We start from the raw sequence: 26,839 nt of genomic DNA, 5'->3' as shown, positions 1-26,839 counted from the left end.
GTGTTCGGTGCGGGCGGGCGTCTCCCAGCCTCGCACGGCGGGCTAATAGGAGGTGCCGTAGCCGTTGGTGGCGCTGCCGCCGCTGTCGGTCGAGCCGGTGCCGCCCGGGCCGCCCTTGCGCAGGGAGTCCAGGTCGGCCTTGATCGTGTTGACCGGGATGGCGAATCCGAGGCCGACGCTGCCGGCGGTGGAGTTGCCGTTGGAGGGGGAGTAGATCGCGGAGGGCATGCCCACGATCTCGCCGTTCATGTTGACGAGGGCGCCGCCGGAGTTGCCCGGGTTGAGGGAGGCGTCGGTCTGGATGGCCTTGTAGGTGGTGGTGTCCGAGCTGGTCTTGCCGTTGAACTGCTGACCGCCGAAGGAGAACGGCCAGCCGCCGGTGTCCTGCCGGGGGGACTGGCGCTGCTCGGACTTGTCCACGGTCACGTCGCGGTTGAGCGCGGAGACGATGCCGCTGGTGACGGTGCCGGTGAGGCGGTCGGGGGAGCCGATGGCGACGACCTCGTCGCCGACCTTGACGTTGTCGGAGTTGCCGAGCGTGGCGGCCTTGAGGCCGCTCGCGCCCTCGAGCTTGATGAGGGCCAGGTCCTTGTCGGGGTCGGTGCCGACGATCTTGGCCTTGTACTTCTTGCCGTCGCTCATCGTCACCTCGATCTCGGAGGCGCCGGCAACGACGTGGTTGTTGGTGACGACCTCGCCGCCGGAGGTGACGACGATCCCGGAGCCGGTGCCCTGGCCGGAGGAGGTGCGGGTGTCGATGCGGACCACGGAGGGGCTGACCTGCTCGGCGACGCCGGAGACGGTGCCGTTGCCGGACTGCGAGACGTTGGTGCCGTTGACCCCGCCGCCGGTGCCGTTCTGTTGGGCCATCAGCTGCTGGACCGCGGCCGCGGTGCCGCCGCCGATCACGGCCGCGGCGAGCGCCACGGCGGCCAGCAGCGCGACGGGTTTCTTGGCGCGGGGCGCGGGGGCGGCCGCGTGGGCGGGCCCGTGCGGGGCGGCGCCCCAGGTGCCCCAGCCGCCGGAGCCGGAGCCGCCGGAGCCGGAGCCGCCGGAGCCGGTGGCCGCCGGGACGGTCTCGCCCTGGATCACCGGGGGCTGGTGCGCCTCGTGCCAGCCGGGTGCGGCGGGCGGGTAGGCGGGCGGCGGCGGGTAGGCCGCCTCCTGGGCGAGCCGGTCACGTCCGCGCTGCCAGTCCTCGCCGAAGGGGGCGGGCTGCTGGGGGCGGTGTTCCTGGGGGTACTCGCCTTCGCGGCGGAAGCTCTCGGTCATGGCTACGACTCTGGGCGCCGATGATGAGAGCTTCCTGAGTCTGGCCTGAGAAGCCCGACAGAACCGTGTATGCCCGATATAAGTGCGCTTTCGCGGACCCTCGGCCTCCGGTATGTTGAACGCGTTCAATAAACGTGTTCGGTGCGAGAAGAGGGGCCGAGGTGCTGCGCAGCGTGCTGAACGGCTTCGCCAGGGCCCTCCTGGTCGTCGGCAAGATCCTGCTGGCCTGGACGGCGACCATTGCCGCCATCTTCGTCCTGCTGGTCCTCCCGGTCCTGGCGGTGCTCCTCGTGTACTGAAGCGAATGAGGAGCGGGATGCGGGGCAGACCCCCGGTCTTCGGGCCAGACCGCCGGACGGCTAACGGCAGCCGCAGGAGCGGCGGATGACCAGGGCCGACGGGAACTGCTTCAGCCGCTCGCGCCGGGAGCCCGACACGCGTACGGAGTCGTCCAGGACGAGGTCCACGGCCGCGCGGGCCATCGCCGGGCGGTCGGAGGCGATGGTGGTCAGGGGCGGGTCAGTGAGGGCCGCCTCCTTGACGTCGTCGAAGCCGGCCACGGCCAGTTCCCCGGGTACGTCGATGCGCAGCTCGCGCGCGGCCCGGAGCACGCCGATGGCCTGGTCGTCGGTGGCGCAGAAGATCGCCGTCGGGCGGTCCGGCCGGGCCAGGACCTCCAGGGCCACCTTGTACGCGTCGTAGCGGTTGTACGGGGCCTCGATGAGGCGTCCTTCGGTGGAGCGGCCGGACTCCAGCATGGCCCGGCGCCAGCCCTCGACGTGGTCGGCCACCGGGTCGCCGACCGACGGGGTGTTCTCGACCCCGCCGATGCAGGCGACGTACGCGTGGCCGTGCTCCAGCAGGTGCCGGGTCGCCATCTGGGCCCCGCCGATGTCGTCCGTGATGACGGCGACGTCGTCGATGGCCTCGGGGCGCTCGTGGAGCAGCACCACCCGGGCGTCCCAGGCCTCGATCTCGGAGGCGGCCTGCTCGCTCATGCCCTGGCTGACCAGGATCAGGCCCGAGACCCGCATCCCGAGGAAGGCCCGCAGGTAGTGGACCTCGCGCTCGGTGCGGTAGTCGGAGTTGCCGACCAGCACCATCTTTCCGCGGTCGGCTGCGGCCTGTTCGACCGCGTGCGCCATCTCCGCGAAGAACGGCTGGCGCGCGTCGGGGACGATCATGCCTATGAGGTCGGTGCGCCGCGAGGCCATCGCCTGGGCGACCCGGTCCGGGCGGTAGCCCAGGTCCTTGATCGCGGCGAGGACACGCTCGCGCGTGGCCGGGGCAACCGGCCGGGGTCCGTTGTTGATGACGTAGCTCACGACGGCGGTAGACGTACCCGCAAGTCGTGCCACGTCATCCCGCGTCACCTTGGCCACACGCCGGAGTCTACGCGGGGTGACCTACCTCTGGGCAGGGCGTCCTGCCGAGTGGATGCTCACAGCCTCTTCGGCCGACCGGGTGACGGCCGAAGAGGCCTGCGCGGAAGCCTGCGCGGCGGCCTTCGCGGCGGCCTGGGCCGCGGCCTCCGCCGCCGCCCGCTCCACCTTCTCAGGCGTGACGAAGCGGTAGCCGACGTTACGGACCGTACCGATCAGCGACTCGTGCTCGGGGCCGAGTTTCGCGCGCAGGCGCCGGACGTGCACGTCGACCGTGCGGGTGCCGCCGAAGTAGTCGTAGCCCCAGACCTCCTGGAGCAGCTGCGCGCGGGTGAAGACCCGGCCCGGGTGCTGCGCGAGGTACTTGAGCAGCTCGAACTCCTTGAAGGTCAGGTCCAGGACCCGCCCCTTCAGCTTCGCCGAGTACGTGGCCTCGTCGACCGACAGGTCGCCGTTGCGGATCTCCATCGGGGAGTCGTCCGAGCCCAGCTGCTGACGGCCGGTGGCCAGCCGCAGCCGGGCCTCGACCTCGGCGGGGCCCGCGGTGTCCAGCAGTACGTCGTCGATGCCCCAGTCGGCGGTGACGGCGGCCAGGCCGCCCTCGGTCACGACGAGGATCAGCGGACAGCCCGGCCCGGTGGAGCGGAGCAGCTGGCACAGCGACCGCACCTGCGGGAGGTCGCGGCGGCCGTCCACGAGGATCACGTCGGCGCCCGGGGTGTCCACGAGCGCCGGGCCCTCGGCCGGGGCCACCCGGACGTTGTGGAGGAGCAGGCCGAGGGCGGGCAGCACCTCGGTCGACGGCTGCAGGGCGTTGGTGAGCAGCAGGAGAGAGCTCATGCCCGACCACCTGCCCGGGTCGGACGGTGGTGCACGGATCGCTGGTCCATCACGTCGGTTCCTCCTCGGTCCCGTCGAGGACGTGCGTGTTCTGCTTCGTACGGTGTCGTGCTCGGTCCCGCCGGCGTCCTCGCGGCCCCGCGCCCTGGGGCCTTCGGGGACGGCCAGTGTTCCCGCTTCGTTCAACGTGCTGAAAGCACAAAAGGACCCGGGGGCAACGTTGCCCGGATCCTCTCGCCGCCAGAATAGCCCACCGGCCCTTTCCGGGCCGAGGCCTCTTCCGCTTCCGATTCTGTGGTTCCTGCCACGCCCGCGCCCTGCGTATGCCCCGGTTTCACCGGATCGGGGGCCCGCCGAGCGGTGCGACGGGGCCGACCGGGCGCACCCGGGGCGCGCGGAAGCACGCGGGGGTCGGGCGCCCGAGGGGCCATCATGGAGGCCGACGGTAGAGAGCCGACGATAGGAGCTGCAGTGGCAACCGGAACCATCCGCTACTGGGCGGCGGCCAAGGCCGCGGCCGGGAAGGCGGAGGAGCCGTACTCGGCGCGCACACTGGCCGAGGCGCTCGACGCCGTGCGGGAACGCCACCCCGGGGAGCTGACCCGGGTCCTGCTGCGCTGCTCCTTCCTCGTGAACGACGAGCCCGTGGGCAAGCGCCCGCACGATGCCGTCCTGCTGACCGAGGGGGGCACCGTAGAGGTGCTCCCGCCGTTCGCGGGCGGGTGAGCGGAAACCGATGAGCACCCCCGAGGAACAGCAGCAGCCCCAGCAGCCCCAGCACCAGCAGCACCAGGACCCGTACGGGACCCAGACCTGGCAGTCCGACACGTGGGACACCGGCTACCAGCCGGTGCAGCCCCCGCTGGGCGCCGTCCCGGGCCAGCCCGTGGCCCCGGAGGGCTGGTTCCGCGACGAGGCCCAGGCCGGCTCCGCCGGCGAGAGCGCGGCCGTCCCGGGCCAGGCCCCGTCCGGCGCCCCCTGGCCGGATGCCCCCGGCACCGGAGCGCCGCACCAGGTTCCGGCTTCCGCGCAGGCGGGTGCCCCCTGGCCGGACGGATCCGGCGGCGCAGGAGTGCCGGCCCCGGGCCCGGCTTCCGCGCAGGCCGGTGCCCCCTGGCCTGACGGCTCCGGCACCCCCGGAGCGGGCGCCCCGTGGCCCGGGAACCCGGCTGCCGAGGCCTATCCGTCGTACCCGGCGCAGCAGGGCCAGGAGCCGGTCCCGTACCAGCAGGCCCCGGCGCAGCCGCAGCAGGCGGCCGCCCCCGAGGGCTGGTTCCGGGACGAGGTGCCCGCGCCGGCCCCCGCGCCGGAGTGGTCCCAGGCCGCGAGCCCCGCGTACGCGTCCCCGCAGGCCCCCGCACCTGCCTCGGCGGCGGAGACCGCGTACCTCCCGCCGTACCCGGGCCCGGACGCCGCCGTCCCGGCCCCGGCGTCGGCGGCCGAGACCGCGTACCTGCCCCCGTACCCCGGCCCGCAGGCGCAGGCCTCCGCCGAGGAGACCGCGTACCTGCCGCCCTACCAGGAGCCCCCGCAGGCTGCCTTGCCCGAGGGCTGGTTCCGGGACGAGGCCCCGGCCCCCGCTCCGGCCCCGGACTGGTCCCAGGGCGGCGCCGGAACGCCCGTCTCGGCAGCCGAGACGGCCTACCTGCCGCCCTACCCGGGCCCGGCGGAGCAGCAGCCGGAGGCCGCCGCGGAGCAGACGGCGTACCTGCCACCGCAGGCGGCCGCCCCCGAGCCCGCCGCAGGCGGCCCGGCAGGCGCCGCGGCGGACGAGACGGCCTACCTGCCGCCCGTCCCGGGCCAGGGCTCCGGCCCCGCCGCGCAGACCCCCGCCGAGCCCGCCGCAAGCGACACGGCCTGGTCGCCGCCCACCCTCGCCGGGAACACCCTGCGCGCCGTCGACCCAGCCCAGGCCCGCGCCGAGGGCCGGTCGCCGATCATCGACCCCGGCCCGCAGTCGGCCATACTGACCGCCGGCCTCGGCCTGCTGATGGCCCTCGCCGCCTTCCTCGGCCAGTACGCCGTCCTCGTCCCGCTGGTGGCCCTCCAGGGCCTCACCGCGGCCGGCTGGTTCCGGCTCAACGGCATGTGGCCGGCCCGCCAGGGCATCGCCCTCGCCTTCGCCGGAGCCCTCGTCGCCGACGCCGCCGTGCTCGCCGTGGACGACACGTACGGCCCCGGCGCGATCATCGGCACCCTCGGCGCGTGGGTGCTGATCACCCTCGTGCTCCAGCTGCGCAGCCACGCGGACCCCGACGAGCGGATGTACGGCCTGATGGCCTCGGTGGCCTCCGCCGCCCTCGCCATCGTCTGCGCGGGCTGGCTCGCGGCCGACACGGCCGCCGTGTCCGTGGGCGCGCTGGCCGTCGCGGTCGCCGTGTTCACCCGCGCCCTGCCGCTGCCCACCGCCCCCTCGGTCGGCGTCTCGCTGGCCGCGGCCGCCGGTGCGGGCCTCGTCGCCGGCGGGCTCACCGACGTCGGCGCGGGCGGGGCCCTGGTCGGGCTCGCGGCGGGGGTCTGCGCCCTGGTCGGGCTGCGCGTCGCCGCGTACGACTACCCGTCGAAGTTCGTGCACATGACGGCCGGCGTCGCGCTGCCGCTCGCCGTGGCGGCTCCCGCCGTGTACCTGATCGGCCGGGTGGTGAGCTGATCCGTCCCTGACAACGGGCATGGTCAACTAGGTCGCACGTACCGAATACCAGGGGAGGGGCACGTGCGGATCCTGCGCGTCGTCATGATCATCGGAGTGCTGCTGGGGGCCCTGTTCGCCGGCGCGGACCGGTTGGCGGTGAACTACGCCGAGAACCGGCTGGCCGAGAAGATCCAGGCCCAGCGGGGGCTCGCCGGGAGTTCAGAGGTGGACATCCACGGGTTCCCGTTCCTGACGCAGGCGCTCAGCCACGACCTGGACCGGGTGGACCTGAAGCTGCGGGGCGTCGAGGTGATGGCGGACGGCCGCAAGACGCGCCTCGCGGAGCTCGACGCGAGCTTCCGCGGGGTGAAGCTCGACGGGGACTACGGCGGCGGCACCGCCGCGCGCGCCGAGGGCTCCGGCCTCATCTCGTACGCGGACCTCACGACGGCCTCGCAGACCGGCGCGACCGTCTCCTACGGCGGGGCGCCGGGCAAGGTGAGGGTCACCGTGGCGGTGGACGTTTTCGGCAGGACCCTCAACCGCAGTGTCGTGTCGACCGTCACCCTGGTGGACGCGGAGGGCGGCAAGGGCGGCAAGATCGTCCGGGTGCGGGCCGACGAGGTGCCCGGCGAGGGCATCCCCGGCCTCGAACGGCTGGTCCGCAAGCGGACGGACTTCGACCGCGGTCTCGACTCCGGCCTGCCGACCGGGCTCCAGCTCACCGCCCTCACCACGGACGATGCCGGGCTGCACCTCACCCTCGGCGGTACGAACGTGGTGCTGGCCGGATCGTGAGACGGTGGGGTCCGATCCGCAGAAGGGCGGGCCCGCCAAGGGCTCCCCGGGGCGGCGGAGCGGCCGATCGGGCGACTCGCATCCCAATATACGGACCATCCTGTCTCGGGATATGACACGCCGGTGACAGGGCGGCTGATTCGTCCCTACGATCCATGGCTATGAAGCATCAGCAGGCGGACCTCACGAAGCGACGGGCAGTAGACCTGTGTCGCGTCGCCGCCATGCTCTGTCGATCCATGTGACTTGTGAGCGCTCCCGCTCCGTACGACCGGACGACGGCCGCCAGACCGGCCCTTCCCGCGTGACCGCACCCGCCTCCTGATCCCTGATGCCTCCCCGCTCAGGCTCTCGAGCGCACCCGCAGGCGCGCAGCAGCACCGCAGTACCCGTACCGCCCCGCCGCACACTGCCCCGGAGGAGAACACCATGAGCCGCAGCGACGTCCTCGTAGACGCCGACTGGGTCGAGGCCCACCTGAACGACGCCAACGTCGTCATCGTCGAGGTGGACGAGGACACGTCCGCGTACGACAAGAACCACATCACCAACGCCGTCCGGATCGACTGGAAGCAGGACCTCCAGGACCCGGTCCGCCGCGACTTCGTGGACCAGGAGGGCTTCGAGAAGCTCCTCTCCGCCAAGGGCATCTCCAACGACGACACCGTCGTCCTCTACGGCGGCAACAACAACTGGTTCGCGTCCTACGCGTACTGGTACTTCAAGCTCTACGGCCACCAGGACGTCCGCCTCCTCGACGGCGGCCGCAAGAAGTGGGAGCTCGACTCCCGCGACCTGGTCGACGGCAAGGACGTCCCGAACCGCCCGGCCACCGAGTACAAGGCCAAGGCCCAGGACACCTCGATCCGCGCCTTCCGCGACGACGCCGTCGCCGCGATCGGCACCAAGAACCTGGTGGACGTCCGCTCGCCCGACGAGTTCTCCGGCAAGCTGCTCGCCCCGGCCCACCTCCCGCAGGAGCAGTCGCAGCGTCCGGGTCACATCCCGAGCGCCCGCAACATCCCGTGGTCGAAGAACGCCAACGACGACGGCACCTTCAAGTCGGACGAAGAGCTGACCGCCCTCTACCAGGCCGAGCAGGTCGACCTGGCGAAGGACACCATCGCCTACTGCCGCATCGGTGAGCGCTCCGCGCTCACGTGGTTCGTGCTGCACGAGCTCCTGGGCCAGGAGAACGTCAAGAACTACGACGGCTCCTGGACCGAGTACGGCTCGCTCGTCGGCGTGCCGATCGAGCTCGGCGCCAACAAGTAACCACTGGCGGCGGGCACGCGACGCCCTCGCAGTAAGACGTACGACCTCTCTAGGACAGGACAGAGAACATGTGTGGAGCACAGATCGGCGGGCCCGACCTCGCGACGCTGAAGCCCGGTGAGACCGCGATCCAGGGCCAGATCACCCAGGGTGGCGAGCCGGTGTCCGGCTACGTCCGCCTGCTGGACTCGACCGGCGAGTTCACCGCCGAGGTCCCGACCTCGGCCACCGGCCAGTTCCGCTTCTACGCGGCCCCCGGCTCCTGGACGCTGCGCGCGCTCGTCCCGGGTGCCAAGGCCGACCGCGCTGTCGTGGTCGCCGAGGCCGGCGGCGTGACGGACGTGGCGATCGCGGTCTGACCGACCGTGCTCGCGCACTGAACGACCGGCCGAAGGGCCGCACCCCAGGGGGTTGGACGCCACTGGACGGGGTGCGGCCCTTCGTGCTGTTGCCGTCCGGCTCTACGCTGAAGGCATGTACGCGCGGCGTCGGCGCATCTATTTCCTGCTCATGGGCGGATGCCTGTTCCTCTTCGTCTCCGCCTGGTCCTTCGTGCGCCTGCTCTCGGTGGAGGCGGCGGTGGCCCTGTGCGTGGTCGCCATGGTGATCCCGCCGGTGGCCGCGGTGATCGCGAACCGGCGCGGGCCGGACGACCGGTGGTGGGACGACCCCTCGGGCGATCCGAAGTCCGACGAATGGTGGGACGAGCTGGACGGGAAACGGCGCCACGAGGACTAGACGCGGCGAGATGAGAATGTAATAGGCATTCATACAACCGCTCCCCCCTGGAACGGGTCATGGCTACGCGCGGGAATTCAGCCCGTGCCTCCAGTCCTGTGGGGGGACTCCTTTGGAACACGAACAGACCATCCCCGAGCAACGGAGAGAGGCGGAGACCGGACCGGAGCCGGACAGTTCGGCCCCGCTTTCCGCCCCGGCCGCCGAGGCCGTCGACGCCGAAACCGCCGCCGTCCCGCGCCGCCGCCGCGGCCGTACGACGCTCCTGATCGCGGGCGCGGCCGCCCTCGGCGTCCTCGCCGGCACGGTCACCGGTTACGCGGTCCAGTACCACCGCGAACCGACCGCGCTGCCGCCGCTGGCACAGCAGAAGATGGCAGGCGCGGGGCCGGTCGCAGCCAACGACGCGACCAGTGATCGTTCGATCAACGCCAACCGCTGGGACAAGTCGGACGAGGACCTGGCCAAGAAGCTCCTGGAGCCCCCGGGTGGGGCGAAGGACGTGGAGTCGGGGGATCAGTCGGCGGACGAGTTCTCGGCGGACTACTACAAGGAGCCGAACAGGGGCTTTCCCAACCTGGTCGGTCATGGTGTGCGGCGGATCGCCAAGGCGAGGTGGCAGGACGGCGAGCACGAGTTCGTGGAGATCCGGCTGCTCCAGTTCCAGGGCCGCTCCGGGGCCGAGTATTTCCTGAACAGCCCGATGGGCTACATGGCGAAGGACGAACACGCGGGCAACGGCGGATACACCCTGCCCGGGGTGCCGGCCGAATTCGGGCACGCCTGGCTCTACAACGTGAGGGAGAAGGCCGGCTACCACCCCCTGCGCCAGGGCCGTGCGGTCATCCGGCGCGGGGACATCGTCATCGACGTCGTGATCACCAACAAGCGGGGCGACCTCACCGAGGGCGAGATCAACGAACTCGCCAAGCGACAGTTGGAGCGGCTGTGAGCGACCAGACGAACGAGGACTGGACCGATGCGGACGAGGGCCAGGAGCTCCTCGCCTCCGCCCGGGCTCCCCGCGAGACGAACCGCAGGACGGTCGCTCTGATCGCCGCCGGCATTGGACTGGCGGTTCTTGCCGGTGGTGGCTTCTGGGCGTCGGCGCGGCTCGAGGCGGCCGACCGGACCGCCGAGACCCAGTACTGGATGCCTGCCGAGGCCGCCTCGTCGAAGGGGGCGGAGCCTGCCCCGACGGTGCCGCCCAACGAACTCGTCGCGAAGCTGTTGCCGCTGGAAACCAACTACCTGCCGGGCCCCGACATGGACGGTGAAGGCAACAACTTCTACGTGTCGGGTGAACGGGCGTTGCAGACGCTCAAGGATTCAGCGTCGGGCCTGTCCGGTGCCGAGCGAGCCGAACGGGACAAGGCGCTCGCCGGGCTGAAGCTCAAGGGTTTGGCCGGCCGCAGCTTCTTCAGCAACCCGGACGTAGCCGTGACCGAGATCGAGCTGATGCAGGCTGACCCGCAGGCCCTCGCCACCCTCTCGGAGGTCAACAAGAAGCTCCTCGACGTCCTGGAGAAGGTCGTCGGCAAGCGGCAGGCGCCGACCGTGAACGGCTTCCCACAGGCCAAGTGCGTGCTGTTCGACGTCGTCGACGAGCGGCCGGACAAGGACGAGAAGTCGAAGCTCGACTCCCTCGAGTGCGTGGCAGTTGAAGGAGACGTGCTCGTAACGTTTCGGACCTACGGATACCGGATTCCGGTGGACGCTTCGGTCGACCTGTTCAAGAAACAGCTGAACCACCTGAAGTCCCCTGGGGAGTCCGCGTGACCGAGCAGAACATCACCGGCGCGGTCTACGCCGTCGAGCTGGAGTCACTTCAGGGCGTGGAGACCCTGGTCACCGACCCCGTGCCGAAGGACCGCCGCAAGGTGTTCGCCGCCCTGCGCTGGACGGCCGCCGTGCTCGCCTTCGCCGTGGCGGGGGCAGGGACCGCGTACGGAGTCATGAGGCCGGAGCGGACGGACCTTCCCGGGCTTTCCACCCTGTCCGACGGCCGCTGGACGTACCCCGCGCAAGCCCGGCCCGAGCTTCCGGCGGGTGCTCCGCTGCCCAGGGCTGCGGACAACAGGGATGGTACGCACTACGGGGACCTGCGCGGTCTGCTGCTCACGGCCCCCGAAGGTGCCAAGCCCGACGAGGGCGTCAAGGCCGACAAGGACGGGGTGGTGACACCCGAGGCCTTCCTGGAGGAGTACGCGGCCGAAAGCCGGCCCAAGCTGAAGGAGTCCTTCGAGTGGGAGGGAGTCCGGAAGATCGTCGGGCGGGGCTGGACGATGCCCGACGGCACCCGCACCCGTGTTTACCTGCTGCGCTTCCACTCCTCTGGCTTCGTCGACACCTTCAAGGGCTGTGACATCAATGCGCGGCTGAACGGTGTCTCGACGCTGGAGCCGGACACGGTCTGGAGCAAGACCAAGGCTGAGCAGCCCACTGGCGTCCCGCAGGACCCGCAGGGGCCGGGCACCCTCAGCTCCGGCGACATCAGCGTGTACCGGGAGGCGAAGCCCGTCCTCGGTGACGAGCAGACCAAGCTCGGCTGCCTCCAGGCGGATGATGTCCAGGCCGTGATCGTTCAGACCCGCAAGGGGGAGGTGGCCACCGTCCCCTTTCACCAGACGGTGATCCTGCAGAGCCAGCTGCTCAGCTGATCGGCGGTACGGCCCGCCTCACACAGTGCGCCGGTCCCCGGGCCAGTAGGTTTGGGGACCGGCCATGGCCTTCACTGGCCTGGCGGTCAAGAAGCTGTACCAGGGTCAGCGCTGAGCATCGGCTCGACAGCCGGCCTGGCAGACCGCCCCGGAACCCCTCCCACAGCTCGCCTGAGCGGCCATTCATGGTCCAGATCCCGTCCGACCTGAACCCCGGCCTCGTCCCGGGTGCCAAGGCCGGCGGCGTGATCGCGAACCGGCGCGGGCCGGACGACCGGTGGTGGGGCGAGCTCGACCGGAAGCGGCGCCACGAGGACTGGACCCGGCGAGATAAGAATGTAATAAGCATTGATACAACCGCTCCCCTCTGTGACGGGTCATGGGTAGGCACGGGTATTCAACCTGTGCCTCCAGTCCTGTGGGGGACTCCTTTGGAACACGAACAGACCATCCCCGAGCAGCGGAAAGAGGCGGAGAACGCACCGGAATCGGACACTCCGACCCTGCTCTCCACCCCGGCCGACGGCCCTGAGGCCGCTACCGCCGAAGCCGAAGCCGCCGCCGTCCCGCGCCGCCGGCGCGGCCGTACGACGCTCCTGATCGCGGGCGCGGCCGCACTCGGCGTCCTCGCCGGCGCGGTCACCGGCTACGCGGTCCAGTACCACCGCGAACCGACCCCGCTGCCGCCGCTCGCGCAGAAGGTCGTCACACCGAAGGCGCTGGCGCCCGACGCCGCGACGACGAACAAGACGATCAACGCCAACCGCTGGCACAAGACGGACGACGACCTCACCAAGCTCCTGGTCGAGCCGCCGAAGGGCGCGAAGGAGGTGGAGGGCGCCGGTTACGAGTCCCTCGACTGGTTCGCCACGAACTTCGAGAAGCCGGACTCGGGCCTGCGCCACGTCGTGAACGACAACCTCCGCCGCGTCGTGTCGACGGCGTGGACCGAGGGCGAGGACATCGCGGTCGAGGTACGGCTGCTGCAGTTCCGTGAACGCTCCGAGGCGGAGGACTTCCAGCAGGGCCAGACCCGCTACCGGGAGAAGGACGCGGGCAACTCCGGTGTGTCCATCCCGGGTGTCTCCGACGAGGTCGGGCACGTGTGGGTGGCGTCGAAGACCGAGGAGAAGCCGGGCTACTACCCGGTGCGCATCGCGACGGCGGAGGCCCGCCGCGGGGACATCGTCGTGGAGATCTTCTACTACGAGAAGCGCGGCAGGAAGATCGCCGAGAGCGTTCTCATCGACCTGGCCAAGCGACAGCTGGAGCGACTGTGACCGAGCCGCAGAACGAGACGAACCCGGCTCCCGAGGTGTCGCAGGCCGCCCCGGCGCCCGCGCCGACCGCCGCTGCCCCTGAGGCCCCTGCGGCGCCCGTGGTCTCTGAGGCCCCCGAGGCCCCTGAGGCCCCCGTTGAGGCCGCCCCGGAGGCCGGCGCGGCGCCGGTGAAGCCCGCGCGGCGACCGCTCAACCGCAGGAAGCTGGCCCTCGCCGCCGCAGGCGTGGCCGCCGCCCTCCTCGTGGGCGGTGCCGCGTGGGGCGCTTCCGCGATCGCCGATGCCGACCGCGACGCGCCCACCGCCTACTGGACGCCCGAGGGCGAGAGCCTCGCGAGCACCGAGACGCCGGCCGCCGTGCCGCCGAACGAGCTGTCGGGCAAGCTGCTGCCCGTGCCGAGCGGCTTCCGCCTGGGTCCGGACCTCGACGGTGACGGCAACAACTTCTTCATCTCCGGCGAGGCCGCCGTCGCGAGCTTCAAGGAGGCCCGCAACGGCCTGTCCGGAACCGAGCGCAAGAAGCGCGACGAGGCGTTCGCGGAGCTGAAGCTCAAGGGGCTGGCCGGACGCAGCTACGCCAAGAGCGGCGGCGAGATGGTGACGGAGGTCCGCCTGATGCAGGCCGACCCGAAGGCCCTCGGCCAGTTCTCCGAGATCAGCAAGAAGGTCCTCGACCTGCTCGGTGACGGGCGCGACGCACCGAAGGTGGACGGCTACCCGGACGCCAAGTGCACGCTCCTCGCCATCGGGGAGGAGAAGGAGGAGAAGATCGACTCGCTCGACTGCGTGGTGGTCCAGGGCGACGTGCTCGTCAGCTTCAGCGCGTACGGCCCCAAGCCCTTCTCCGCGACCGACGCCGCGGCGTTCTTCAAGAACCAGCTGAGCCACCTGAAGACCCCCGGGGAGAGCGCGTGACCGAGCAGAACGCGACCGGAGCCGCGCCGGAACCGGTCGACACCGTCAAGGCACCGGCCGCCGCCCCGCAGGACGCGATTCCCGCACAGGCACCGGCCCCGGCCGCCGAGGCGACCGTCCCGGCCCCGGCAGCCCCGGCAGCCGCCGAGGCCCCGGCAGCCGCCGAGGTCCCGCAGGCCGCCGGGTCCGCCGAGGTGACCGCCTCCGGGGCGACCACCTCGGCCCCCGACACCGCCGAAGCCCCGCAGGCCCCGGCGCCCAAGGACCGCCGCAAGCTGTTCGCCTTCCTCCGCTGGACCGCCGCCGTCACCGTCTTCGCCGTTGCCGGCGCGGGCGTCGCGTACGGGGTCACGCGCCCCGAGCGCACCGACATCCCCGGGCTCTCCACGAAGGACGACGGCCGCTGGGTCTTCCCGCCGGTGGTCAAGCCCACGCTGCCGCCCGGTGCCCCCGTGCCCTTCGCGGAGGACAACAAGGACGGCATCCACTACGCGGCCGCCCTGGAACTCCTCGTCCCCGCCCCGAAGGGGTCCACGCAGGACCCCGCGCTGAAGGTGGAGAAGGACTCCGTGGTGTCCACGGACACCTTCCTCGAGGAGTACGAGCCCACCGCGCGCGAGAAGATGAAGCAGGGCTTCACCACCGAGAGCCTGCGCCAGATCGTCGGCCGCGGATGGGTCATGCCGGACGGCACCCGCACCCGTGTCTACCTGCTGCGCTTCCACTCCTCCGGGTTCGCGAACACCTTCGAGGGCTGCGGCATCAACATGAGCGTGAACGGCGTCAAGCGGATGGAGGCCGACGAGGCCTGGCGCAAGGTCAAGCTCTCCCAGTCCACGCCGTCGGACGTGACGCGCCTGTCCATGTACTCGGAGGCCCGCCCGTACGGCGACGAGCAGGTCCGGGTCGGCTGCGTCGATGCCGGAGACCTCCTGGCCGTGGTCTTCCAGACCCGCAAGGGCGAGGCGGCGACCGTTCCGTTCCACCAGACGGTGCTGCTGCAGGACCAGCTGCTGGACTGACCGGCGGTACGGCCCACCTCACACAGTGCGCCGGTCCCCGGGCCAGTAGGCTTGGGGACCGGCCCCGTACAGCCCCAGAAACGAATTCCGAGGAGCACCCCGTGCTTGAGGCAGTCTTCACCTCCCTGCTGGTCCTGGTCTGCGTCGGCGTCATGGCCTTCACCGGCCTGGCGGTCAAGAAGCTGTACCAGGGCCAGCGCTGAGCGTCGGCTCGACAGCCGGCCCAGCAGACCGCCCCGGAACCCCTCCCACAGATCGCCTGAGCAGCCATTCATGATCCAGATCCCGTCCGACCTGAACCCCGGCCTCGTCCCCCTGGCCTTCCTCCTCGGCACCTGGGAGGGCGCGGGAGTCTTCGACTTCCCGGGTGAGGAGAAGTGCAACTTCGGCCAGGAGGTCGTCTTCGGCCATGACGGCCGGGACTTCCTGGAGTACACGTCCCACACCTGGGTCCTCGACGCCGAGGGCAACAAGGTGCGGCCGCTGGAGTCCGAGTCCGGCTACTGGCGCATCGACAAGGACCGCAAGGTCGAGGTCGTCATGGTCCGCGACCAGGGCGTCGTCGAGGTCTGGTACGGCGATCTCGCCGACCAGAAGCCCCAGATCGACCTGGTCACGGACGCCGTCGCGCGCACCGCGGCCTCCGGCCCGTACAGCGGCGGCAAGCGGCTCTACGGCTACGTGAAGAGCGACCTGATGTGGGTCGGCGAGAAGGCCACGCCCGACGTCGAGCTGCGTCCGTACATGTCGGCCCAGCTGAAGAAGGTCGTCACGCCCGAGGAGGTCGCCGAGATGGCGCGCAACCTCCCGGACATGCCGGACGACGGCATCGCCTTCTTCCGCTGATTCCCAGGCTGTGAACGGAGGGGACCGGGGGCTCGCCCCCGGTCCCCTCCGCACGCTTACACTGGCGGGGTGGTCAGCACAGAGGGCACCGAGGGCATCGACTGGAAGAGCGACCTGCGGCAGCGCGGATACCGGCTGACACCGCAGCGCCAGCTCGTGCTGGAAGCGGTGGACGCCCTGGAGCACGCCACTCCGGACGAGATCCTCGCCCAGGTGCGCAAGACCGCCTCCGGGGTCAACATCTCCACCGTCTACCGCACCCTGGAGCTCCTGGAGGAGCTCAAACTCGTCTCGCACGCCCACCTCGGGCACGGGGCCCCCACCTACCACCTCGCCGACCGGCACCACCACATCCACCTGGTGTGCCGCGACTGCGGCGACGTCATCGAGGCGGACGTGGACATCGCCGCCGAGTTCACGGCGAAGCTCCGCGCCACCTTCGGTTTCGAAACCGACATGAAGCACTTCGCGATCTTCGGCCTGTGCAAGAAGTGCTCCGCCAAACACCGTGACGGCCACGCGTAGCCGAGTCGTACGCTTGGTCCCATGACCAGCAGCCCCTTGCTCCACCTCCCCGGCGCCGTGCAGGCCGAAGGCCGCGACGAGGGCGTCGCCGCCCACTACGGAGAGCTGTACGGCGAACAGCGCGCCCTCGCCGACGGCCGCGGCTTCGTCGACCTCTCGCACCGCGGGGTCATCACCGTCAGCGGCCCCGAGCGGCTGAGCTGGCTGCACCTGCTGCTCACCCAGCACCTCACCGAACTGCCCCCGGGCCAGGCCACCGAGGCGCTGATCCTCTCCGCCAACGGCCACATCGAGCACGCGCTCTACCTCGTCGACGACGGCGAGACCACCTGGGCGCACGTGGAGCCCGGCACCCAGGAGGCGCTCATCGCCTACCTGGAGGCGATGAAGTTCTTCTACCGCGTCGAAGTCGCCGACCGCACCGCCGAGTTCGCCGTCGTGCACCTGCCGGCCGGTTCCATCGCCGAGGTGTCCAAGGAGCTCGTCGTACGGGAGACCGCGCACGGCCGCGACGTGTTCCTGCCCCGCGCCGAGCTGGAGTCCTTCGCCGCCGCGCACGGCCCGGCCGCCGGGCTGCTCGCGTACGAGGCCCTGCGCGTCGAGGCGCACCGGCCGCGGCTCGGCCTGGAGACCGACCACCGGACCATCCCGCACGAGCTGGGCTGGATCGGCACGGCCGTCCACCTCCAGAAGGGCTGCTACCGCGGCCAGGAGACGGTGGCCCGCGTCCACAACCTGGGGAAGCCCCCGCGCCGCCTGGTCTTCCTGCACCTCGACGGCTCCGAGGTGGTCCTCCCCGCGCACGGCGCGCCCGTCCGGCTCGCCGCCGACGGGGAGGAGGGCCGGCAGCTGGGCTTCGTGACCACCGCCGTACGCCACCACGAGCTGGGCCCGATCGCGCTCGCGCTGGTCAAGCGCAACGTCCCGGTGGACGCGCCGCTGCTGGTGGGCGGGACGGCCGCCGCGCAGGAGGTCGTCGTAGCGCCGTGACCGCCGACGCGGTCTAGATGTCGATGACGATGGTGAACGGGCCGTGGTTGGTCAGCGAGACCCGCATGTCCGCGCCGAACCGGCCCGTCGCCACCGTCGCGCCCAGCGCCCGCAGCTGCGCCACGACCTCGTCCACCAGCGGCTCGGCCACCGGCCCGGGCGCCGCCGCGTTCCACGTGGGGCGACGGCCCTTGCGCGCGTCCCCGTAGAGCGTGAACTGGGAGATCACCAGCAGCGGGGCGTCCACGTCGCTGCAGGACTTCTCGGCCTCCAGGATCCGCACCGACCACAGCTTGCGCGCGAGCAGCGCCGCCTTCTCCGGGGTGTCGTCGTGGGTCACCCCCACCAGTACGCACAGCCCCTCACCGACGATCTCGCCCACGGTCTCGCCGCCCACGACGACGCTCGCGCCGTCCACCCTCTGCACCACAGCTCGCATACCACCTGTGTACCAGGCTTGCACCGTTGCCATAAATGCGGACCAGTATCGGCCGCATCGCTGCACACCGGACTGGCCGGTCGTCTCCCCGAACGGTCTTGGGAGACGGGGAACAGCGCGAGCTGATCGCTTCGGTCCCGGCAGGTCTTGGCGCCCCGGTGGGACGTGCCTGTGGTCCTTGGCGGGCTCGTGTTCCCGCGGATCGAGAGGGGACAGCCGCAGACGATCCCGGATGCGTGCACCCGCAGGCGCCGACACAGTGAACGGAAGGGCCGTCGCGCGCAGCCGACGTTTTTGCCTCCGGCTCCTCCCACTCCGCGCCACAGGCCATCCCTCCCCATCACCGACAACAGCACGGATGTTCCTCATTGAGACTGACTCGCACGAGGTATCCGATGGACAGCAACGGGCGACGACCGACTCAGTTGGTCCGTCCGGGGCCGATCGGGTGGCGTAGGACTGCGTCGGGGCCACGGAGAGTGGCACGATGCACGCAGGCGGTGCGGGTGCGCCGCACCGGTCGAGGGGACGGACTCGTTCGTATGAATACTTCTGGTACCTCCGTACCTGCATCACCCGCCTCCATCGCAGCTGCCGCGGTACGACCGCCCGCGCAGCGCACCGGCGAGGAGCCGGGTCCGGAGGGCCTCGGCACCGCGCTCGGGCTGCCGGATCTGCGTGCGCTGCGCCGCGACGCGCAGCGCGACGAGGCCGATCTGAGCTATGTGCGCCGGCTGCTCCAGGGCCGCATCGACATCCTGCGGGCCGAGCTCGCCCGGCGGGCCGACCCCGAGGCGCCGGTCGTGGACCGGCTCTCGGAGATCCTCGCCGACGCCCCCTCCAGCCGCAGCGCCTCCGCCCGGCACGTCACGCTCGGCACCCCGCACGGCGAGGAGTACCGGCTGCTGGCGGCGGAGATGCTGGCCGACGTGGAGCTCTCGGACCTGAGCGCGCGCACGGACGGCGAACTGTACGAGGGGATGGGCAAGCTGGTGCGCTACGAGCAGCAGGTCTCGCGGCGCCGGCAGCAGCTCCAGCGGACGGTGGACGACTGCAGCGCGGAGATCACCCGGCGGTACCGGGAGGGAGAAGCGCAGGTGGACGACCTGCTGGTATAGGTGCGGAGGGGGCCCGGGGCGGAAAATCGGGCGACCGGGGATCAGCCGCGCGGTTAGCGTGGGCGGCTATGAGTGCTGACGTCCGGCCGATCGCCGAATCCGAGCTCCCCGACTGGCTGCGAACCGTGAACACCGGTTTCCTGACCACGGCCGCAGTGACCGACTCCGACGTGGCCCAGCGGGCCAAGTACAACGACCTCGCCCGCACGGTGGGCGCCTTCGACTCCGACAGCGGGCGCTGCGTCGCCTCCTTCCGCTCCTTCGCGCAGCAACTGACCGTGCCCGGCGGGGCGTCCGTCCCCGCCAGCGCGGTCTCCAACGTCGTCGTGCTGCCCACGCACCGCCGCCAGGGCCTGCTGTCCCGGATGATGGCCGGCGAGCTCGCCGCCGCGAAGGCGCGCGGGGACGTGCTGTCGACGCTGATCTCCGCCGAGTACCCGATCTACGGGCGGTACGGGTACGGCCACGCGACCTCCGTCTCGGAATGGGAGATCGACGTACCGCGCACCGGACTGGACCGGCGGCTGGCGGCGCCCGTGGACGGCGGGCGGATCGACCTGGTCGACGCGGCCGAGGTCCGGCGGATCGGCCCGGAGCTGCACGAGCGGCTGCGGGCGCGCACGCACGGCGCCGTGAACCGGGACGGGCGCTGGTGGAACCTGGCGACGGGCCTGGAGGAGATCTCGTACCGCCCGTACAAGGAGAAGTTCTTCGCGGTGTACCGCACCGCGGCCGGTGAGGTGGCCGGGCTGGCCGCGTACGGGGCCGACGACCACTGGACGGACGCGAAGCTGCCGCAGAACACCGTGCAGGTCAGCGACCTGCTGGCGGTGACCCCGCAGGCGGAGCGGGCGCTGTGGCAGTTCCTGTGCTCGATCGACTGGGTGACCAAGGTCCGCACCGGCTACCGGGCGCCCGACGACCTCGTCGCCCAGCTGCTGCCCGACCCGCGCTCCGCCCGGACCGTCACCACCGCGGACTTCCTCTGGGTGCGGCTGCTGGACGTCGTACGGGCCCTGGGCGCGCGGACGTACGCGGTGCCCGGGGTCCTCGTCCTGGAGGTCGCGGACGCGGCGGGGCTCGCGGACGGCCGCTACCGGCTGGACGCGGGCACCGGCGCCTGCGAGCGGACCGGGGAGCCGGCGGACCTGGGCCTGGACGTGGCCGTGCTGGGCTCGCTGTACCTGGGCGACGAGTCGGCGGTACGGCTGGCGGCCCTCGGCCGGGTGACGGAGCACCGGCCGGGCGCGGTGGCGCTGGCGGACGCGGTGTTCCGCACGGCCCGTCGGCCGTGGTGCCCGGATGTCTTCTGAGAACCGAGGTTCGAGTCACTTGACGCATTCGATGTCACTGGTGGAAGCCCTGCGCGCGGCGGGCTGCGTCTTCGCGGAGGAGGAGGCGGAGTTGCTGAGCGGGGCCGCCCGCGACGACGCGCACCTGGCGGAGCTGCTGGCCCGGCGGGTGGGCGGTGAACCGCTGGAACACGTCGTGGGCTGGGCGGAGTTCTGCGGGCTGCGCATGGAGGTGGGCGCGGGGGCCTTCGTGCCGCGCCGGCGCACCGAGTTCCTCGTGGACGAGGCGGTGGCGCTGGCCCGGCCCGGCGCGGTGGTGCTCGACCTGTGCTGCGGAGTCGGCGCCCTGGGCGCGGCGTTGGCGGCGCGGATCCCGGGCGGGGTGGAGCTGCACGCGGCGGACGTGGACCCGGCCGCGCTGGTGTACGCGCGGCGCAACGTGGCCCCGTACGGCGGCACGGTGTGGGAGGGCGACCTGTACGCGCCGCTGCCCGCCTCCCTGCTCGGGCGGGTGGACGTGCTGGTGGTCAACGCCCCGTACGTGCCCACGGAGGAGATCGGCCTGATGCCGGCCGAGGCGCGGGACCACGAACCGCTGGTCTCCCTCGACGGGGGCCCGGACGGCCTCGACATCCACCGCCGGGTCGCCTCCGGCGCCCTGCCGTGGCTGGCCCCGGGCGGCCGGCTGCTGATCGAGACGAGCGCCCGGCAGTGCCCGTCGACGGCGGCGGCCCTGTCGTCCGCGGGCTTCAGGACCCGGGTGGTCGCCTCGGAGGAGCTCTACGCGACGGTGGTCATCGCCGAAGCGTGATCCACGGCTCGGCTTCACCGGCCGACGGCCGACGGCCGGCCGGTGAAGCCGCGGCGGAGTCAGAAGCGGGGGCGGTTGAACCACTGCTTGGCTTCGTCGCTCCTCGCGTTGATGACCAGGAAGGCCGCGAGCGCGATGCCGATGCCGTTGGCACCCTCCCCGCTGAAGAGGCTCACGACGGCGTTGGCGGCGACGAGCCCGCCGATGACGAGCACGGCGATCCGTGCACCGTTCGTGCCGTTGCGGCAGAGGGCGCCGAGGGTGATCGCCGCGGCGGCCAGGGCGAGGGCGATGACGCCGATGGCGTACAGGGTGGCCGCGGATCCGAGCTCGGCGCTCTCCTCCAGCGCACCGCTGCTGGTGGCGGCCGCGGCGGCGAATACCAGCAGGCCGCCCAGCGTGTTGAGGCCACCCATGACGAACAGGAGAACGCGCAGGGTCTTGACCTTGCGCGGCATCTCGAGCGGGGCCATCTGGTAGCCCGGTATCGGCGGGGGGCCGGGGTACGGGGGCAGGTTGTCCGGTGTGGTGTTCATGAGGCCCTCCCTGGCGTTCGGTGTGATGCGCAGGCCCCCGGCCCGCGCGTGCGGTTCATGATCGTGGCCAAGCAGGCGTAGTGACGAGCGCTTTCCGGTATCGATCCGGGTGGGAGATGTTGCAAGCAGCTGCTTGCAAAAGTTAGCAAGGTGCGGCAGGATCGGGGCATGGCATCGCTCAACGTCGGAAACCTCGGCGAATACCTCCGTGAGCAGCGTCGGCAGGCCCAGCTTTCGCTGCGGCAGCTGGCCGACGCGGCGGGGGTGTCGAATCCGTACCTGAGCCAGATCGAGCGCGGGCTGCGCAAGCCGAGCGCGGACATCCTGCAGCAGCTGGCCAAGGCGCTGCGGATCTCCGCGGAGACGCTGTACGTGCAGGCCGGGATCCTGGACGAGCGGGACCGGGACGAGGTGGAGACGCGGGCCGTCATCCTCGCCGACCCGTCCATCAACGAGCGGCAGAAGCAGGTGCTGCTCCAGATCTACGAGTCGTTCCGCAAGGAGAACGCGCTCGACGCGCCGGCCGACGCGCTCACCGACGACATGCCGCCCAAGACGACGCCGAACTGAACTGAACTTGATCCGGGAGGACCCGCACATGGCCATCGCCGATGACCTGAAGAAGACCCTCACCGACCCCACCCCGCTCTACTTCGCCGCCGGCACCGCCGACCTCGCCGTGCAGCAGGCCAAGAAGGTGCCGGGTCTCATCGAGCAGCTGCGCGCCGAGGCCCCCGCGCGCATCGAGGCCGTGAAGAACACCGACCCGAAGGCCGTGCAGGAGAAGGCCCGGGAAGCGGCCAAGGAGGCGCAGGAGGCGGTCACCGCCAAGGTCGCCGAGGTGCTCGGCGCGATCGACGCGAAGAAGCTCGGCGAGACCGCCCAGGACCTGGCGCTGCGCGGGGTCGGCGTGGCCGCGGAGTACGCGGTGCGCGCCAAGGAGACGTACGACAAGGTCGCCGAGCACGGTGAGCAGACCGTGCGCGCCTGGCGGGGCGAGGTCTCCGAGGAGATCGTCGACATCGCCGTGGCCGTGGAGCCGGAGCCGGAGCCCGCGGCGGAGCCGGTGGCCGCCGAGGCCGCCCCGAAGAAGGCCGCCGCGCGCAAGAGCACGGCGAAGAAGGCCGCGGCCGTGCCGGCCGAGGAGAGCTGAGGCGTACGAGTACGACGGGCCGGGCACCTGAAGGGTGTCCGGCCCGTTGTGATTCATGACGGCGCCTGTGCCGGTAGCGTGGAAGCGCGGGCATGTGAACACGTATGAGAAGGCGGTCGCGCGATGCTGATGAACGGGTTCGATGAAGGGGTGCTCCCGTTGCTCGGGTTCGCCATGCTGGCGCTCGCCGTCGTGGCCTTCGTGTTCGCGCTGCTGGCGCGCGAGGACGCCTACCGGGCGGCCGACAAGCAGACCAAGACGTTCTGGCTGGTGATTCTCGGCATCACCGTCGTCGTGGACTTCTTCCTCGGGATGCTGTTCCTGCAGATCGCGGGCCTGGTCGCGACGATCGTGTTCTTCGTCGACGTCCGCCCGGCCCTCAAGCAGGTCTCGGGCGGCGGCCGGCGCAGCGGTGGCAGCAGCAGCGACGGGCCGTACGGGCCCTACAACGGCGGGCGGTAGCTCTCAGGCCTCGGCCCGGGACAGCAGCACCACGGCGACGTCGTCGGTGAGCTCGCCGCCGTTGAGGCGGCGGGCCTCGGTGACGGAGGCCTCCAGCAGGCCTTCGCCGCGCAGGCCGTGCTCCAGGTGGCGGTTGATCATCTCGACCATGCCGTCCTGTCCGAGGCGCTCCTTGCCCTCGCCGATCCGGCCCTCGATCAGGCCGTCCGTGTAGAGCATCAGGCTCCACGCGCCGCCGAGCTCGACCTGCCGCCGGGGCCAGCGGGCGCGCGGCAGCAGTCCGAGTGCCGGGCCGCTGTTCTCGTACGGGAGCAGGCGCGCGGGCCGGCCCGGCCTGGATATCAGCGGGGCCGGGTGGCCGGCCAGGCACAGGCCCGCGTGGCGGCCGTCGGGGGAGATGTCGACGGTGCACAGCGTCGCGAAGATCTCCTCGCAGGGGCGCTCGACCTCGAGGACCTCCTGGAGCGTGGCCAGCAGGTCGTCGCCGCACAGCCCGGCCAGGGTCAGCGCGCGCCAGGCGATCCGGAGCTCGACGCCGAGGGCGGCTTCGTCGGGGCCGTGGCCGCAGACGTCGCCGATCATGGCGTGGACGGTGCCGTCGGGGGTGCGGACGGCGTCGTAGAAGTCGCCGCCGAGCAGGGCCCGGCTGCGGCCGGGGCGGTAGCGGGCGGCGAAGCGGAGGTCGGAGCCTTCGAGGAGCGGGGTGGGGAGCAGACCGCGTTCCAGGCGGGCGTTCTCCTGGGCGCGCAGTTTCGATTCTGCGAGCTTGTACTGGGCGATGTCCGCCCGCTTTCTCTCCACCGCGTAGCGGATGGCGCGGCTCAGGAGCCGGCCGTCCAGCTCGTCGCGGAAGAGGAAGTCCTGGGCGCCGACCCGGACGGCCTCGGCGGCGCGCTCGGCGTCGGCCTCGGAGGTGAGGACGAGCACGGCGTGCCGGGGGGCGAGGCGGAGCACCTGGTGCAGGGCCGTCAGCTCGTCGACGGCCACGGCGGCGCCGGCGCGGTGGCCCGTCTCCGGGAGGGACAGGTCGAGCAGGATGCAGTGCACATCGGGGGTGAGCAGCCGCTCGGCCTCGACGAGGTTGCGGGCGGTGCGGAGCCGGATGCGGTGTCCGTCGGCGTCGAGGATCTCGGGGACCGTGAGGCCGCCGGCCGGGTCGTCCTCGATGACGAGGAGGGTCAGCGGGGTCGCCTGTGCGACGGCCTGACCGCTCTCCGTAGCGGGGGTGTCCCTCTGCCGCGGTACGGGTACGGGCATCGTCTCCGGTTCCTTCCCTCCCCCCGAGGGTGCGATCGTCCGGCAGACCCTAGCGGCCGGGCCGGGCGAGCGGAATGCCGCTGTGGATCAGGAGCTCCGGCATATGCCGTTATCACGGGGGAAACTCGGCCTCACTGGATGACAAACGTCACGACGGGACCCTCGCGCGTCCCGCCTGGCGAGACGTAACCGGGCCCGAGTCGGTTGCCTCGTGCCGGCTGGGGGCGACCCCGCGCCGCCCCCGTCGGGGTCGGGTGTGAGGTGGGGCGCCCCCGCAGGGCGCCCGGCGTGCGCCCGGGCCCGACGGCCGGGTGCCTGCGGGCCGCTGCGCGGGGCCTGTCCCCCACCCCGCCCCTTCCCGAAACCGGGCTCCGCCCGGACCTGGGGCTCCGCCCCAGACCCCGCGCCTCAAACGCCGGCGAGGCTGGATTTGGCCGGCCAGGGATGGAGGGTGCGGGCGAGGCCCGCCCGCGCGGCCCGCAGGGCGTTACGCGTCGGGGCGGACGACCGCCTTGATCGGCATGGAGCCCGCGCCCGCGATCGTGACGTTGCGGCCGGGGCGCGGGGCGTGGACCATCGCGCCGTCGCCGATGTACATCCCGATGTGGGACGCGTCGTCGAAGTAGACGATCAGGTCGCCGGGGCGCATGTCCTTGAGCGCGACCTTCGGCAGCAGCCGCAGCTGCTCCTGCGAGGTGCGCGGGATGCCCTTGCCCGCCGCCCGCCAGGCCTGGGAGGTCAGCCCCGAGCAGTCGTACGAGTCGGGACCCACGGCGCCCCAGACGTACGGCTTGCCGATCTGCGCGGTGGCGAACTGCACGGCCCGCTTGCCGGCCTCCGTCGCGGTGCCGTTGACCTCCTTCAGCGCGCCCGTCGACAGCCACGCCGTCTGCGCCCTGTACTGGGCTTCCTGCTCCAGCTGGATCAGCCGGGCCTTCTCCTCGGCCCGCAGCTTGTTCTCCAGCTCCTCCGCCGCCTTGATCTTCCCCTCGATCTCCTTCTTGGCGGCTTCCTGCTTGACCCGGTTCTCCTCCAGGATCGCCCAGCGCGCGCTCGCGTCCGCCGCGTACCGCTTCAAGTCGCCCTGGGTGCGGTCGAGTTCGGAGAGCATGTCCGAGGTGGCCTTCTCGCCCTGGCGCAGCCGCTTCGCTCCGTCGAGGAACACGCTGGGGCTCTCGCTCAGTGCCAGCTGCGCGCTCGGGGGCAGGCCGCCCGAGCGGTACTGGGCGCGGGCGGCGGCGCCCGCGCGGCTCTTGAGGGTGTCGATCCGCGCCTGACCGGCGACGATCAGGTTGGCGAGCTCGACGATCTTGTCGGACTGGGCCTTGGTCTCGGCCTCGGCCTGGTTGTAGGCGTCCGTGGCGGCGCCCGCCTGGCGGTACAGCTCCTCGATCTCCTTGTGGACCTGCTCCAGGGACTTGGTGCCCGGCTCGGGCGCGGGCGCCGCGGGCGCCGCCGGCGCGGCCGGTTCCGCGTACGCCGCACCCGTCGCAAGGCCCGGCGCCGTCAGTATCGCCATCGTGCACAGCAGTACGAGAGCACTCGCGCCCCGCCGTTGCCTCACGGCCCCCATGGTCCCCCCACCAGTCCCGAACTGACTATCCATCAGTAACTTGCTACTGCCTCCGGGATGGTGCCACGAGTAGATGAAATCCAACACCCTTGCGGGTGTCTTCCGATCTTGCTCGTGCCGCCGAACGACCGTCAGACGGCGTCCCGGCGGACCCATTTCAACGCCCCACCCCGCCAGACTCAACGGGCCACCCTGGTCACCGGTTCCCCGGGCCGCCGTATTCACCCCACCGGGCGCAAGGCCTCCCAGCGCACCGTCAGTTCCCCCTGCCGCCACCGCCCCGGCCCGTCCGCCAGCGGCCAGTCGCCGGCCAGGGCCCGCGCCGTCCGGATCCAGCGCTGCCGCGCCCCGTAGGAGGCGTACGGAGCCGCCGCCGCCCACGCCCGGTCGAAGTCCCGCAGGAACGCGTGCACCGGCTCGCCCGGCACGTTCCGGTGGATCAGCGCCTTCGGCAGCCGCTCCGCCAGGTCCGACGGGCGCTCCAACGACCCCAGCCGGGTCGCGAAGGTCACCGTGCGCGGCCCCTCGGGCCCCAGCGCCACCCACACGTGGCGCCGCCCGATCTCGTCGCAGGTGCCCTCCACCAGCAGCCCGCCCGGGGCCAGCCGCGCGCACAGCCGCCGCCACACCTGCTCGACCTGCTCCTCGTCGTACTGGCGCAGTACGTTCGCCGCGCGGATCAGCGCCGGCCGCTCCCCGGCGTCCAGCGGCACCTCGAAGCCGCCGTGCCGGAAGCTCAGCCCCTCCCGCTCGTACGGCTTGGCCCCCGCCACCCGGGCCGGCTCGATCTCGATGCCGACCACCCGCACCCGCGGCGCGGCCTCCCGCAGCCGCGCCAGCAGCTCGACCGCCGTCCACGGCGCGGCGCCGTAACCGAGGTCCACCGCCACCGGGGACTCGGCCCGGCGCAGCGCCGCCCCGTGGGTGGCCGCGATCCAGCGGTCCATGCGGCGCAACCGGTTCGGATTGGTCGTCCCGCGCGTCACCGAGCCCACAGGACAGCCCTGCTTGTGGCCGGGGCCAT

General features: G+C 71.9%; 31 protein-coding genes. 23 read left to right on the top strand and 8 right to left on the bottom strand.

What is annotated here, in order from left to right; genetic code table 11:
* Positions 1 to 42: 42 nt before the first annotated feature.
* Positions 43 to 1,272, bottom strand: coding sequence for a trypsin-like peptidase domain-containing protein (locus tag AB0O21_RS21745; RefSeq protein WP_365172843.1), 1,230 nt, complete (start codon positions 1,270 to 1,272; stop codon positions 43 to 45).
* Between the two features lie 161 nt (positions 1,273 to 1,433).
* Between AB0O21_RS21745 and AB0O21_RS21740 the strand changes: the two genes are divergently transcribed.
* A complete protein-coding gene (locus tag AB0O21_RS21740; protein ID WP_365172842.1) occupies positions 1,434 to 1,571 on the top strand; it encodes a hypothetical protein in 138 nt (45 codons plus the stop codon).
* Positions 1,572 to 1,631: 60 nt separating this feature from the next.
* Here the strand turns inward: AB0O21_RS21740 and AB0O21_RS21735 are convergent, their stop codons facing one another.
* Both AB0O21_RS21735 and AB0O21_RS21730 read right to left on the bottom strand, forming a co-directional pair.
* The gene (locus AB0O21_RS21735; protein WP_365172840.1) at positions 1,632 to 2,654 is read right to left on the bottom strand and encodes a LacI family DNA-binding transcriptional regulator; all 1,023 of its coding nucleotides are present in this window, start codon (positions 2,652 to 2,654) and stop codon (positions 1,632 to 1,634) included.
* Positions 2,655 to 2,678: 24 nt separating this feature from the next.
* On the bottom strand, positions 2,679 to 3,494 hold the full coding sequence (locus tag AB0O21_RS21730; protein WP_365172838.1) for a response regulator transcription factor: 816 nt from the start codon (positions 3,492 to 3,494) through the stop codon (positions 2,679 to 2,681).
* A gap of 471 nt (positions 3,495 to 3,965) precedes the next feature.
* Here AB0O21_RS21730 and AB0O21_RS21725 point away from each other — a divergent pair, with 471 nt between their 5' ends.
* From AB0O21_RS21725 to AB0O21_RS21650, 16 genes are all read left to right on the top strand, one after another.
* On the top strand, positions 3,966 to 4,220 hold the full coding sequence (locus AB0O21_RS21725) for a MoaD/ThiS family protein (protein WP_365172837.1): 255 nt from the start codon (positions 3,966 to 3,968) through the stop codon (positions 4,218 to 4,220).
* 727 nt (positions 4,221 to 4,947) lie between these two features.
* The gene (locus AB0O21_RS21720) at positions 4,948 to 6,144 is read left to right on the top strand and encodes a hypothetical protein (protein WP_365172895.1); all 1,197 of its coding nucleotides are present in this window, start codon (positions 4,948 to 4,950) and stop codon (positions 6,142 to 6,144) included.
* 63 nt (positions 6,145 to 6,207) lie between these two features.
* On the top strand, positions 6,208 to 6,924 hold the full coding sequence (locus AB0O21_RS21715; protein ID WP_365172836.1) for a DUF2993 domain-containing protein: 717 nt from the start codon (positions 6,208 to 6,210) through the stop codon (positions 6,922 to 6,924).
* A gap of 155 nt (positions 6,925 to 7,079) precedes the next feature.
* Positions 7,080 to 7,169 carry an Ms5788A family Cys-rich leader peptide gene (locus AB0O21_RS21710; RefSeq protein WP_350875872.1) on the top strand — a complete coding sequence of 30 codons (90 nt, stop codon included), beginning with the start codon at positions 7,080 to 7,082 and terminating at the stop codon, positions 7,167 to 7,169.
* A gap of 184 nt (positions 7,170 to 7,353) precedes the next feature.
* Entirely contained in the window at positions 7,354 to 8,199 is an 846-nt protein-coding gene (locus AB0O21_RS21705; RefSeq protein WP_365172835.1) for a sulfurtransferase, read from the top strand.
* Between the two features lie 68 nt (positions 8,200 to 8,267).
* Positions 8,268 to 8,558 (top strand): DUF1416 domain-containing protein, encoded by a 291-nt coding sequence (locus tag AB0O21_RS21700; RefSeq protein WP_329381595.1) that lies wholly within the window; start codon positions 8,268 to 8,270, stop codon positions 8,556 to 8,558.
* Positions 8,559 to 8,673: 115 nt separating this feature from the next.
* The gene (locus AB0O21_RS21695; protein ID WP_365172834.1) at positions 8,674 to 8,937 is read left to right on the top strand and encodes a DUF3099 domain-containing protein; all 264 of its coding nucleotides are present in this window, start codon (positions 8,674 to 8,676) and stop codon (positions 8,935 to 8,937) included.
* Between the two features lie 112 nt (positions 8,938 to 9,049).
* Positions 9,050 to 9,889, top strand: a complete 840-nt coding sequence (locus AB0O21_RS21690; protein ID WP_365172833.1) for a hypothetical protein — start codon at positions 9,050 to 9,052, stop codon at positions 9,887 to 9,889.
* Positions 9,886 to 10,716 carry a hypothetical protein gene (locus tag AB0O21_RS21685; protein WP_365172832.1) on the top strand — a complete coding sequence of 277 codons (831 nt, stop codon included), beginning with the start codon at positions 9,886 to 9,888 and terminating at the stop codon, positions 10,714 to 10,716. Before AB0O21_RS21690 ends, AB0O21_RS21685 begins: the two co-directional genes overlap by 4 nt.
* On the top strand, positions 10,713 to 11,597 hold the full coding sequence (locus AB0O21_RS21680) for a hypothetical protein (RefSeq protein WP_365172831.1): 885 nt from the start codon (positions 10,713 to 10,715) through the stop codon (positions 11,595 to 11,597). The genes AB0O21_RS21685 and AB0O21_RS21680 overlap by 4 nt, the downstream gene beginning before the upstream one ends.
* A gap of 431 nt (positions 11,598 to 12,028) precedes the next feature.
* The gene (locus tag AB0O21_RS21675; RefSeq protein WP_365172830.1) at positions 12,029 to 12,877 is read left to right on the top strand and encodes a hypothetical protein; all 849 of its coding nucleotides are present in this window, start codon (positions 12,029 to 12,031) and stop codon (positions 12,875 to 12,877) included.
* Positions 12,874 to 13,791 (top strand): hypothetical protein, encoded by a 918-nt coding sequence (locus tag AB0O21_RS21670; RefSeq protein WP_365172829.1) that lies wholly within the window; start codon positions 12,874 to 12,876, stop codon positions 13,789 to 13,791. Before AB0O21_RS21675 ends, AB0O21_RS21670 begins: the two co-directional genes overlap by 4 nt.
* Entirely contained in the window at positions 13,788 to 14,813 is a 1,026-nt protein-coding gene (locus AB0O21_RS21665) for a hypothetical protein (RefSeq protein WP_365172828.1), read from the top strand. Before AB0O21_RS21670 ends, AB0O21_RS21665 begins: the two co-directional genes overlap by 4 nt.
* A 273-nt stretch (positions 14,814 to 15,086) precedes the next feature.
* Positions 15,087 to 15,659, top strand: a complete 573-nt coding sequence (locus AB0O21_RS21660) for an FABP family protein (protein ID WP_329381583.1) — start codon at positions 15,087 to 15,089, stop codon at positions 15,657 to 15,659.
* A gap of 69 nt (positions 15,660 to 15,728) precedes the next feature.
* Complete coding sequence (locus AB0O21_RS21655) at positions 15,729 to 16,184, top strand: Fur family transcriptional regulator (protein ID WP_365172827.1); 456 nt, start codon at positions 15,729 to 15,731, stop codon at positions 16,182 to 16,184.
* 21 nt (positions 16,185 to 16,205) lie between these two features.
* Complete coding sequence (locus AB0O21_RS21650; protein ID WP_365172826.1) at positions 16,206 to 17,174, top strand: folate-binding protein; 969 nt, start codon at positions 16,206 to 16,208, stop codon at positions 17,172 to 17,174.
* Between the two features lie 13 nt (positions 17,175 to 17,187).
* On the opposite strand, the gene dtd is transcribed toward AB0O21_RS21650, so the two are convergent.
* Positions 17,188 to 17,613 (bottom strand): D-aminoacyl-tRNA deacylase, encoded by a 426-nt coding sequence (dtd, locus tag AB0O21_RS21645; RefSeq protein WP_365172824.1) that lies wholly within the window; start codon positions 17,611 to 17,613, stop codon positions 17,188 to 17,190.
* 542 nt (positions 17,614 to 18,155) lie between these two features.
* Between dtd and AB0O21_RS21640 the strand changes: the two genes are divergently transcribed.
* The 3 genes from AB0O21_RS21640 to AB0O21_RS21630 all read left to right on the top strand — a co-directional run bounded on the left by AB0O21_RS21640 (position 18,156) and on the right by AB0O21_RS21630 (position 20,834).
* Positions 18,156 to 18,731: an AmfC protein gene (locus tag AB0O21_RS21640; RefSeq protein ID WP_365172823.1), complete on the top strand. Its 576-nt coding sequence runs from the start codon at positions 18,156 to 18,158 to the stop codon at positions 18,729 to 18,731.
* A gap of 68 nt (positions 18,732 to 18,799) precedes the next feature.
* Positions 18,800 to 20,044 (top strand): GNAT family N-acetyltransferase, encoded by a 1,245-nt coding sequence (locus tag AB0O21_RS21635; protein WP_365172821.1) that lies wholly within the window; start codon positions 18,800 to 18,802, stop codon positions 20,042 to 20,044.
* A 31-nt stretch (positions 20,045 to 20,075) separates the two neighbouring features.
* Entirely contained in the window at positions 20,076 to 20,834 is a 759-nt protein-coding gene (locus AB0O21_RS21630; protein WP_365172893.1) for a putative protein N(5)-glutamine methyltransferase, read from the top strand.
* A 59-nt stretch (positions 20,835 to 20,893) separates the two neighbouring features.
* Here the strand turns inward: AB0O21_RS21630 and AB0O21_RS21625 are convergent, their stop codons facing one another.
* Positions 20,894 to 21,370, bottom strand: coding sequence for a hypothetical protein (locus AB0O21_RS21625; protein ID WP_365172819.1), 477 nt, complete (start codon positions 21,368 to 21,370; stop codon positions 20,894 to 20,896).
* Positions 21,371 to 21,538: 168 nt separating this feature from the next.
* Here AB0O21_RS21625 and AB0O21_RS21620 point away from each other — a divergent pair, with 168 nt between their 5' ends.
* The 3 genes from AB0O21_RS21620 (at position 21,539) to AB0O21_RS21610 (ending at position 22,985) form a co-directional block, all read left to right on the top strand.
* The gene (locus tag AB0O21_RS21620) at positions 21,539 to 21,940 is read left to right on the top strand and encodes a helix-turn-helix domain-containing protein (protein WP_365172818.1); all 402 of its coding nucleotides are present in this window, start codon (positions 21,539 to 21,541) and stop codon (positions 21,938 to 21,940) included.
* 28 nt (positions 21,941 to 21,968) lie between these two features.
* Positions 21,969 to 22,523 (top strand): hypothetical protein, encoded by a 555-nt coding sequence (locus AB0O21_RS21615; RefSeq protein WP_365172816.1) that lies wholly within the window; start codon positions 21,969 to 21,971, stop codon positions 22,521 to 22,523.
* A 123-nt stretch (positions 22,524 to 22,646) separates the two neighbouring features.
* Entirely contained in the window at positions 22,647 to 22,985 is a 339-nt protein-coding gene (locus tag AB0O21_RS21610; RefSeq protein ID WP_365172814.1) for a DUF2516 family protein, read from the top strand.
* A gap of 3 nt (positions 22,986 to 22,988) precedes the next feature.
* Here the strand turns inward: AB0O21_RS21610 and AB0O21_RS21605 are convergent, their stop codons facing one another.
* From AB0O21_RS21605 to AB0O21_RS21595, 3 genes are all read right to left on the bottom strand, one after another.
* A complete protein-coding gene (locus AB0O21_RS21605) occupies positions 22,989 to 24,242 on the bottom strand; it encodes a fused response regulator/phosphatase (RefSeq protein ID WP_365172812.1) in 1,254 nt (417 codons plus the stop codon).
* Between the two features lie 487 nt (positions 24,243 to 24,729).
* Entirely contained in the window at positions 24,730 to 25,815 is a 1,086-nt protein-coding gene (locus AB0O21_RS21600; RefSeq protein ID WP_365172810.1) for an NlpC/P60 family protein, read from the bottom strand.
* A gap of 221 nt (positions 25,816 to 26,036) precedes the next feature.
* The gene (locus AB0O21_RS21595; protein ID WP_365172891.1) at positions 26,037 to 26,810 is read right to left on the bottom strand and encodes a class I SAM-dependent methyltransferase; all 774 of its coding nucleotides are present in this window, start codon (positions 26,808 to 26,810) and stop codon (positions 26,037 to 26,039) included.
* Positions 26,811 to 26,839 lie beyond the last annotated feature (29 nt).

Source organism: Streptomyces sp. NPDC091371, from assembly GCF_040684275.1.
In the GTDB taxonomy this organism is placed as follows: Bacteria; Actinomycetota; Actinomycetes; order Streptomycetales; family Streptomycetaceae; genus Streptomyces.
Note: the sequence above shows the minus strand (reverse complement) of the source record. Positions and strands in the feature narration are given on the sequence as shown.